9 protein-coding genes are annotated in these 9,219 nt (G+C 74.7%); 3 read left to right on the forward strand and 6 right to left on the reverse strand.

All coding sequences use genetic code 11. The annotated features are described in order from the left end of the window. The 4 genes from ABZ885_RS30175 to ABZ885_RS30190 all read right to left on the reverse strand — a co-directional run. A partial coding sequence (locus tag ABZ885_RS30175; protein ID WP_360195417.1) for a hypothetical protein occupies positions 1 to 428 on the reverse strand: 428 nt, incomplete at its 3' end. A 217-nt stretch (positions 429 to 645) separates the two neighbouring features. Next, positions 646 to 2,169, reverse strand: coding sequence for a HAMP domain-containing sensor histidine kinase (locus tag ABZ885_RS30180; protein ID WP_360195420.1), 1,524 nt, complete (start codon positions 2,167 to 2,169; stop codon positions 646 to 648). Beyond that, entirely contained in the window at positions 2,166 to 2,966 is an 801-nt protein-coding gene (locus ABZ885_RS30185; RefSeq protein ID WP_360195423.1) for a response regulator transcription factor, read from the reverse strand. The genes ABZ885_RS30180 and ABZ885_RS30185 overlap by 4 nt, the downstream gene beginning before the upstream one ends. A gap of 105 nt (positions 2,967 to 3,071) precedes the next feature. Then, a complete protein-coding gene (locus tag ABZ885_RS30190; protein ID WP_360195426.1) occupies positions 3,072 to 4,094 on the reverse strand; it encodes an RIO1 family regulatory kinase/ATPase in 1,023 nt (340 codons plus the stop codon). 433 nt (positions 4,095 to 4,527) lie between these two features. Here ABZ885_RS30190 and ABZ885_RS30195 point away from each other — a divergent pair, with 433 nt between their 5' ends. Then, on the forward strand, positions 4,528 to 5,268 hold the full coding sequence (locus ABZ885_RS30195) for a hypothetical protein (RefSeq protein ID WP_360195429.1): 741 nt from the start codon (positions 4,528 to 4,530) through the stop codon (positions 5,266 to 5,268). A 164-nt stretch (positions 5,269 to 5,432) separates the two neighbouring features. Beyond that, positions 5,433 to 6,788 (forward strand): FAD-dependent monooxygenase, encoded by a 1,356-nt coding sequence (locus tag ABZ885_RS30200; RefSeq protein ID WP_360195432.1) that lies wholly within the window; start codon positions 5,433 to 5,435, stop codon positions 6,786 to 6,788. 68 nt (positions 6,789 to 6,856) lie between these two features. Here ABZ885_RS30200 and rocD read toward each other — a convergent pair whose 3' ends face one another. After that, entirely contained in the window at positions 6,857 to 8,140 is a 1,284-nt protein-coding gene (gene rocD, locus ABZ885_RS30205; protein WP_360195435.1) for an ornithine--oxo-acid transaminase, read from the reverse strand. Between the two features lie 237 nt (positions 8,141 to 8,377). Beyond that, complete coding sequence (locus tag ABZ885_RS30210) at positions 8,378 to 8,881, reverse strand: Lrp/AsnC family transcriptional regulator (RefSeq protein WP_360195438.1); 504 nt, start codon at positions 8,879 to 8,881, stop codon at positions 8,378 to 8,380. Between ABZ885_RS30210 and ABZ885_RS30215 the strand changes: the two genes are divergently transcribed. Beyond that, positions 8,880 to 9,197: a peptidase inhibitor family I36 protein gene (locus tag ABZ885_RS30215; RefSeq protein ID WP_360195441.1), complete on the forward strand. Its 318-nt coding sequence runs from the start codon at positions 8,880 to 8,882 to the stop codon at positions 9,195 to 9,197. The genes ABZ885_RS30210 and ABZ885_RS30215 overlap by 2 nt on opposite strands. Positions 9,198 to 9,219: the final 22 nt, after the last annotated feature.

The following is a 9,219-nucleotide window of genomic DNA, read 5'->3' on the forward strand; positions in this document are numbered from 1 at the left end:
CGACACCAGCGCCGTCGCATCGGACGTGCCGTGCCCCTTGCAGTAGCCCGAGGAAGCCGTGCAGGCGTTGTAGATCTCGATCCCCGGCGCGACCATAGCCGGTTGGTCAGGTAGGTCTCGATCTCGGTGTGGCCGGCCGCCTTGGCGTCCGTGACCCGCTGCTGGAGGCGGGCGACCGAGCCGACCACGGTGGCGTCCCCGTTGAACCGGTTCAGCGCCTTGGTGATCCGCTCCTCGGTCTTGGGCAGGCGCTTGCAGATGTGCTTCGCGCCGTCGTCCTTCGGCGTCGCCGCGGTGGTCGGGGCACCCGAGGGCGAGCCGTTGCTTCCGTCGGCGTACGCGGGCGCGGCGGCGAGGAGGGAGCCGGCGAGGGCGAGCGCGCCGAGGGCGGCGGCCCGACGGCGGGTGGACGTGCGGTTGACGGGCATGGGGCGTCCTTTCGCAGGTGCGGGTCCCGGTGCCGGGACGGTCGCGAGGAGCGTAGGACGGCTTCTTGTGGATTCCTTGTGGAACGGGTCCACGGAGCGGGGACGGCGGGAAGGCGGGCCTCGGGAAGGGGTTTTGACCTGGGGGCTTGCCGTGGGGGCTCGGCGTAGGGGCTTGCCGTAGGGGCCTTCCGGTGCAGGGGCGCGGGGTGGGCGGTGGTCAGTGGCCGGTGCCGGTGATCCAGTCGCGGCGGGCCGGCAGCTCGACGGTCGGCGCGTCCGGGCGGGGCAGCGGCAGCCGGACCTCCAGCCGGCAGCCGGAGCCGCCGGGCGCGGTGGTGATCCGGACGGTGCCGCGGTGCAGGGCGGCCTGCTGGGCGACCAGGGTGAGGCCGAGACCCGAGCCGGGGCTGTCGCGCCGACGGTGGAAGCGCCCGAACACCGCCTCCCGCTCGGCCGGCGCGACGCCGGGACCGCGGTCGTCCACGGTGAGCAGCGCACAGCCGGCCCCGGCCGCGAGGCGGACCGTGACCTGCGCCGGCTCCTGCCCGTTGCGGCCGTGGACGGCGGCGTTGCCGAGCAGGTTGGCGAGCATGATCCGCAGGCCCGGCTCCCAGCCGAACACCCGCACCTCCCCCGGTGCGTCCACCGTGAAGGCCGCCTGCGGGTGGCGCCGCCCGGCCTCGGCGACCTCGGCGTCGGTGAGCTCGGCGAGGTCCACCGACCGGAACGCGTCCAGCTGGACCAGGTCGCCGCGGGCCAGCGTGCTCAGCGCGGTGAGCAGGTCGAGCATCCGGGTGTGGTCGTCGCGCAGCTCGGCGACGATCTCCGCGCGGTCGGCGGCGGGCAGGTCCGGGTGGGCGGCGAGCACGTCCAGGTTGGTGCGCAGGCTCATCATCGGGGTCCGCAGCTCGTGGGAGGCGGCGGAGGAGAACGAGCGGGCCGTTTCCAGGGCCTGGGCGGTGCGCCGGGCCTGTTCGTCGTAGCGGGACAGGAGCAGCGCGAGGGCGGCGGAGAGCTCGTCGACCTCGGCGGTCCCGGTCCGTTCGGCGACGAAGCCGTGGTGAGCCGGGGCGCCGGTGCCCGTACGACCGCCGGCCCCGTCGACACCGTCCGGGGTGCCCGGACCGGCCGGGGCCGCCGGGTCGAGGGTGGCGGCGCGGCGGCTGAGCCGGCGCAGCGGCACGGTCGCCCGCTCGGCGACGACGAACCCAATGAGTGCGGAGACCGGCGCCGCGATCAGCGCCACGAGCAGGACACGGCGCCGCACGGCGGCGGTCTGCCGGTCGGTCTGCCCCGTGGGCGCCATCACCCAGAGCGTGCCGCCGCCGGTGCCCGTCCCGGTGGCGCCGACCCGGACGGTCAGCACCCGCCAGGCGGTGCCCTGGTCGCGCACGGTGGCCGGTCCGCCGGGCGCGGCCGGGAGCACCACGGCGTCGGCGGGCTGCGGGCCCACCGACAACAGGACCGTGCCGTCCTCGCCGGTCACCCGGACACCGGCGTCCAGGGCGGCGTCCAGCACCTTCCGCTGCTGGTTCTGCTCGGCCTTGGGGCGGCCCTTGCTGTCGGCGGCCACCAGGGCGCGGACGGACGGCAGGACGGCGGCGGCGCGGTCGTTGAGTCCGGCGTCCTGCTGGTGCCTCAGGTCCCGGCCGACCAGCGGCAGGAGCAGCAGCCCGGCCAGCACCACCAGCAGGGGCACCACGGCGGCGGCCCAGAGCGCGATCCGGGTGGAGAGCCTCACCGGTGGCCCGGCCCGTCGCCGTCCGGCAGGCGCAGGACGAAGCCGACGCCCCGGACGGTGTGCAGCATCCGGGGGCGCCCGCCCGCTTCGAGCTTGCGCCGCAGGTAGCTGACGAAGGTGTCGACGGCGTCGCTGCGCACGTCGAAGTCGTAGCCCCAGACGCGCTCCAGCAGCACCTCCCGGGAGAGCACCAGGCCGGCGTTGCGGGTGAGGTGGGTGAGCAGTTCGAACTCCCGCCGGGTGAGCCGGAGTTCCTCGCCGTGCAGGCGGGCCTGCCGGGTCGCCGGGTCGATCACCAGCGGCCCGGCGACGACGAGGTCGCGCGGCTGCGGCGGGCGGCGGCGCAGCAGGGCCCGCAGCCGCAGGACGAGTTCCTCCAGCGCGAACGGCTTCACCAGGTAGTCGTCCGCGCCCGCCTGGAGCCCGGCCACCCGGTCGGCGGGCTCGTCCAGGGCGGAGAGCATCAGGACGGGCAGGTCGTCGCCGCGGTTGCGGAGGATGCGGCAGACCTCGGCGCCGCTGATGCCCGGCATCGACACGTCGAGGACCAGGACGTCGGGGCCGGCCCCGTCGGCGGCGGAGCCGGTGGCAGTGGAGCCGGTGGCAGTGGAGCCGACGGCTGCGGGGCCGGAGCCGGTGAGGCGGGCGAGCGCGGTCTCGCCGTCCTCGGCGAGGGTCACCGAGAAGCCGCTCAGCCGCAGGCCGCGCTCCAGGGTGCGCCGGATCGCCGCGTCGTCGTCCACCACCAGCACCCGGCCGCCGGGGCCGGGTGCGGCCGCGGTCTCGGTCCTGTCCATCGGTGCCTCCTGTCCGTCCGGGCTGCCGACCCTCTCACACGGAGGCCGAGGGCGGGCACCGAGGGTGGCGGCGGGTGGCCGGGGGCACCGGCCACCCGTACCGGTTCACCCGAGGCGCGCGTCGAACGCGAGGGTCTCGACCAACTCGCCGACCCGCCGCTCGGGCAGGCCGCGGGCGGTGAACCAGGCGCCGACGTTGCGCACGTCGCGCTCCAGGAAGGAGCGCCCGCGCGGGTTGGCGACGACGTCCACGATCTGCGGCACGTCGATGATCACCAACCGGCCCCGGTGGACCAGGATGTTGTACGCCGAGAGGTCCCCGTGCGCGTAGCCGTCACGGGCGAGCAGCGCCAGGCTGTGGCCGAGCTGCTCCCAGAGGTCCTCCAGGTCGGCCTCCTCGGCGCGCAGCTGGGCGAGCCGGGGGGCGGCCGTCCCGTTCTCGTCGCCGACGAACTCCATCAGGATCTCCGTGCCGGTGATCTGCACCGGGTAGGGGACGGCCACGCCGGCCGACCAGAGCCGGCAGAGCGCCGTGAACTCGGCGCCGGCCCACTGCCCGGCGATGGCCTCCTTGCCGAACGCGGTGCGCTTCGCCATGGCCCGGGTGATCCGGGACTCCTTGTGCTGGCGGCCCTCCAGGTAACCGGAGTCCCGGTGGAACATCCGGTGCTGGGCGTCGCGGTAGCGCTTGGCGGCCATCAGCGTGCGCCGCCCGGTGCCGGGCACGCCGCGCTCCAGGAGGAAGACGTCGGCCTCCTTGCCGGTCTTGACGATGCCGAGTTCGGTGTCGACGGCCGCGAGTTCGGTCACCACCCACGCGGGGCGCGGCTCGGGCCCCTTCTCGGTGGGGGTGGACTGGTCCCAGGTGGACCAGCGGTCGCCCTCCGGCGGGCCGTCGCCGGCCGGGGCCGGGAGGGCGGCGTCGTTGCCGGGGGAGGCGGGGTTGTCGGGGGTGCCGGGGGTGCCGGGGTCTTCGGGGTGGAACGACCGGTCGTCGTTGCCGAAGAAAGCGCCGAAGTCGTAGAACTCGGGCTCGTGATCGTCGCGCTCGGACCGGCGGCCGCGACGGGGTGCGCCCTTGGGGCGGATACGGGAGAAGGAATCGCTGTCGGAAAAGCGCTCGCGCACTACGGTGGCTCCTGAGGAACGGCCCACCGGTGCGCCTGATGTGGCGCGTCGTCAGCCGGTGGGCGAGTGACGGAAGAGAGAGGCGTATGGCGCGCACACGAAGGCGCGCCGCGACAGGGCGGCAACCACTGGTACGCACCTCCTCTTCGTCACTACGTCAGTCCTCGTACGGCGGTGCGGAAGCACAGCGGCACGGCGTCAGGTGCCACGGCAGCGCCGCGGCGGGAACGGTACGAGCTTAGCGCCCGCCAAGATCAGCGCAACCCATTTTCCGGCGCGCGTTCACGTCCACCCGGCCCAGCTGACCGAATTGCCCGCGCCCCGCCCGGGGCGGCGGCCGGGTGGGCCGGGATGCATCCGGACGCGCAGGCGGGGTATCACGCGCACGCGGTGCCCGCCGGGGGCGGGATGGCGTTGGACCGGGAGGGGTGGGATGGACGTCGTGTTCTGGGTGCTGCTGGTGGTCGTCGGCGGCGCGGCCTCGGTGGGGTGGCGGCTGTGGAGCTTCCCCGGCGGCTGGGACCGTGCCTTCGGCGGCGCGTACGCGGCCGAGCGGCGGAAGCTCGCGGCGGCGCGGCGGGCGGTGCGCCGGCTCGGATGGGCGGCGGGCCGGGAGGTGGCCGGGGCCCGGCTGGCGGTCCACCGCAGGACGGCGGCCCACCGGCAGCGGGTGCGCACGGCGCAGCGCCACCTGGACCGGCTCAGCGATCCGGGGAACGGCAGCGTGCTCGTCCGGTTCGGCGAGGCCGCCCTGCACGAGCACGTCGTGACCTTCGAGCGGACGTCGATACCGCTGGCGGGCCTTCAGGTCCGCGACGAGCACTCGGGCGGCACGTCGCACCTCTACCTGACCCGCCCGGACGGCCGTGTCCACCACCGGACGTACCCGCACGGCGACCACGCCGAGGAGGACGTGCGCCGGTTCGCCGTCCGGGTGCAGAACGCGGCCGCGGACGAGAACGACTTCCGCAAGCGGCAGACCGTCATGATCGCGGCGGCCGAGGCCGAACTGGACGCCGTGCGCGCGGACACGACCGACCGGGACCGGGCCCGCGCGGAACTCGCCGAGATCACCGAACGGCTCCGGCTGGACACCCGACTCAAGGCGGCGCAGGCGGAGCTGGCGGCGGCCCGCGACCACTGGCACCGCTCCACGGGGAGCCGCCCCCGGTAGGGCCGGCCGCGCCGGCCGCCGGTGCACCGAGGGCGCACGACCGGGTTGAGCGAACGTTTTTGCGCCCCTCGATCGGGTGGACTTCTCGTCAACCGGGTGCACGATGACGGCAGTTGGCGCCATGGTGGTCCCGGGTCGCTCTGAATCCGTCTCGCGGAGGCCGTATGGGCAAGAAGTACGCATCGGGAAAGGCCGTCGTCATCGGCGGCAGCTACGCGGGGCTCGTGACCGCGCGGGTGCTGGCCGAGTTCTTCGGCGAGGTGGTGGTCGTCGAGCGGGACGCCGTGGACGAACGGACGGGGACGCATCCCAGTGCGCCGCAGGGCTACCACGCGCACGCGATGCTCGCCAAGGGCGGGGAGGTGCTGGAGCGGCTGTTCCCCGGGCTGCGCGCCGAACTCGCGGAGCTCGGGGCACCGGTGTTCGACTACGGGGAGGGGATCGACTTCCTGCTCCCGACCGGGTTCGCCCCGCGGGCGCGGACCGGGGTCATGATCCAGAGCTTCACCCGGGACGAGTTGGAGCGGCGGATCCGGGCGCGGGTGCTGGCGCTCCCCGAGGTGACGGTGCTGTCCGCCACCCGCTGCGAGGGCCTGCTGTACGGCCCGTCCGGCCGGGTGACCGGGGTCCGGGTCGGCCGGCAGGGGGCCGACCCGGAGGAGCTCACCGCCGACCTGGTGGTGGACGCCTCCGGACGCACCAGCAAGACGGAGGAGTGGCTGCGGGCGGCCGGGGTGACGGTGCCGCCGAAGCGGGTGGTCCGGGCGAAGATCACCTACACCTCGATGACCTTCGACCGCTCCGGGGAGCGGCCGGCGGACTTCCGGATCGCGTACCAGATGCTGTCCGCACCCCGCGTGCGGGAGGCCGGCGTCCTCCTGGCGGTCGAGCACGACCGCTGGACGTGCTCGCTGTTCGCGTTCGACGACGAGCCGCCCACCGACGACGACGGCTACCTCGCCTTCGCCAAGGGCCTGCGCAATCCCCGCCTCGCCGAACAGATCGCGCAGCGGACCGTCCAGGAGACCACCCACCGCTACACCAACCTCGACAACCAGTGGCGCCAGTACCACGCCGCCCGGAACTGGCCGGAGCGGCTGCTCGCCCTCGGCGACGCGGTCTGCGTCTTCAACCCCGTCTACGGGCAGGGCCTGACGGTGGCCGCGATGGAGGCGGACCTGCTGCGCGGGATGCTCGCCCGGCGGCGGCCCGCGGAGGGCCTGGACGGCCTGGCCCGTACGTACCAGAAGCGGGTGGGGCGGCTGCTGCTCCCGCCGTGGACCCTGTCGACCAACTCCGACCTCATGTGGAACCCCGGCCGGCAGCCGCTCGGCGCGCGGATCGCGCACTGGTACAACGACCGCCTGTTCCAGGTCGCGGTGAAGGACGCGGCGGTGTGGGCCCGGTTCGTCCGGGTGGTGAACATGACCGCCTCGCCGGCGGCGCTGTTCCACCCGTCGGTCGCCCTGAAGGTCCTCACCGCACCGCGCGCCGCGCCCGGCCCCCACAGCACGGACTGAACCCGCGCACCACCCGGTCCGCCCTCCGGAACGTCACGCTCCGGAGGGCACGACCGGCCGGGCGGCGACTACGCGCGCTGTCCGAGGACGGTGCCGAGGGCGGCGAGCGCCTGCTCCAGTTCCTCGCGCGTGATGGTCAGCGGCGGGGCGATCCGGATCGTGGCGCCGTGGGTGTCCTTGACCAGGACGCCTTCGTGCACGAGCCGCTCGCTGATCTCGCGGCCGGTGCCGAGGGCCGGGTCGATGTCCACCCCGGCCCAGAGGCCGCGGGCCCGGAAGCCGGTGACGCCGTTGCCCTGCAGCGCGGCCAGGCCGCTGCTCAGCACCTCGCCCAGGTCGGCCGCGCGGCGCTGGTACTCGCCGGTGGCCAGCAGCTCGACCACGGCCGAACCGACCGCCGCCGCCAGCGGGTTGCCGCCGAAGGTGGAGCCGTGCTCGCCGGGGCGCAGCACGCCGAGGACCTCGCGGCGGGCGACCACGGCGGAGACCGGGACGATGCCGCCGCCGAGCGCCTTGCCGAGGAGCAGGACGTCCGGCCGGACGTCCTCGTGGTCGACGGCGAGGGTGCGGCCGGTGCGGCCGAGGCCGGACTGGATCTCGTCGGCGATGAACAGGCAGCCGGCGCGCCGGGTGAGTTCGCGGACTCCGGTGAGGTAGCCGTCGTCCGGGATGAGGACGCCGGCCTCGCCCTGAATGGGCTCGATCAGTACGGCGGCCGTGGTCTCGTCGACGGCGGCCTCGAGGGCGGCGAGGTCGTTGTAGGGGACGACGCGGAAGCCCGGGGTGAAGGGGCCGAAGCCGGCCCGGGCGGTCTCGTCGGTGGAGAAGCCGACGATGGTGGTGGTGCGGCCGTGGAAGTTGCCGGCGGCCACCACGATGGTCGCCCGGTCCGGGGCGACGCCCTTGACCTCGTAGGCCCACTTGCGGGCGAGCTTGATGCCGCTCTCCACCGCCTCGGCGCCGGTGTTCATCGGCAGCACCATGTCCAGGCCGGTGAGTTCGGCGAGCCCCTCGGCGAAGCCGGCCAGGCGGTCGTGGTGGAAGGCCCGGGAGGTCAGGGTGAGCCGGTCGAGCTGCCGGTGTGCGGCCTCGACCAGGGCGGGGTGACGGTGGCCGAAGTTGAGCGCCGAGTAGCCGGCCAGCAGGTCGAGGTAGCGCCGGCCCTCGACGTCCTCGACCCAGACGCCCTCGGCCCGGGCGAGGACGACGGGCAGCGGGTGGTAGTTGTGCGCGACGACCGGCTCCTCCGCCCGGATCAGTTCGGCGGAGGAGCGCGATGCCGGGGCGGCGTCGGTGGCCCCGGCGGGGGTGGCCTCGGCGGCGGGGTCGGTGACGGCGGCGGGGGTGGTCATGGGCGGCTCTCCTGGGCGCGGCACCGGGGCTGCACCGGTTCGGTGTACGGGTTCCGCGGCACGTGTTCGGTGCGCAGGTGCGGTGCGCGGGTGACACCGGTGGCGGAGGGCACGGCGCGGCCCCTCCGATTCCGGTGGGGTGGTGATCGGGATGCCTCAACGGTAGGAAGGGGCCGCGGTCGGCGACAAGGCTGATCGGCTGCTCAGGTACGCACGATCGCTGCGTTCCGGGCGGCTTCAGCGCAGCTTCGTTGCGTCCTCGGACGCGGAAGGGTGCAGACCGGCCTCCGGGCTCTCCGGCAGCAGGTGGGAGAGGACCAGGCTGCTGACCGTCTTCCGGATGAACGGCTCGCTCCTGATGCGTTCGAGCACCTCCTCGAAGTGCCCGACGTCGGTGGCCCGGATGTGGAGCAGCGCGTCGGCGGCGCCGGTCACCGTCATGGCCGCGGTGATCTCCGGGTAGCCCCGCACCACCTCGGCGAGGCGCCGGGGCGGGGCCGCGCTGTCGCAGTACACCTCGACGTACGCCTCCGTGCGCCACCCCAGGGCGGCCGGCCTGACCGTGGCGCTGAATCCCGTGATCACACCGTCCCGGCGCATCCGGTCCACCCGGCGCTTCACCGCGCTGGCGGACAGTCCGATGGTGGCGCCGATCTCGGCGAAGCTGGCTCTGGCGTTGTCGACCAGGGCCCGGACGATCCTCCGGTCCAGCTCGTCGAACGGGGCTGCTTCGCTGGTCATGGAGGTCCTCCTGGGCTGCGCTGGGATCCCGACCCTAGTCGGACCCGGCCCCCGCGCGGCGGGTGCGAGGCCCACCACCCGGCCGGGGCGGGCGGAGCGAGGGGCGCGAGGGCTCCGCACCGCGCTGATCGGCGGTCTCGCCGCCCTCGCCTCCGCCGCCGTGCTCGCGCTGCCCACCGCGGCGCACGCGTCGGCCCGGGCGTGGATGTGCACCGAGGGCAACGTCTGCGCCTACAGCGGGCCCGACGGCATGGGCAAGGTGTGCGCGTGGCCGCTGGACGACCCGGACTGGCAGAGGTCCACAGGGAGCAGCTGATGCACCTGACAGAGATGGCGCA

This window comes from Kitasatospora sp. NPDC047058 (genome assembly GCF_040643935.1).
GTDB lineage: Bacteria > Actinomycetota > Actinomycetes > Streptomycetales > Streptomycetaceae > Kitasatospora.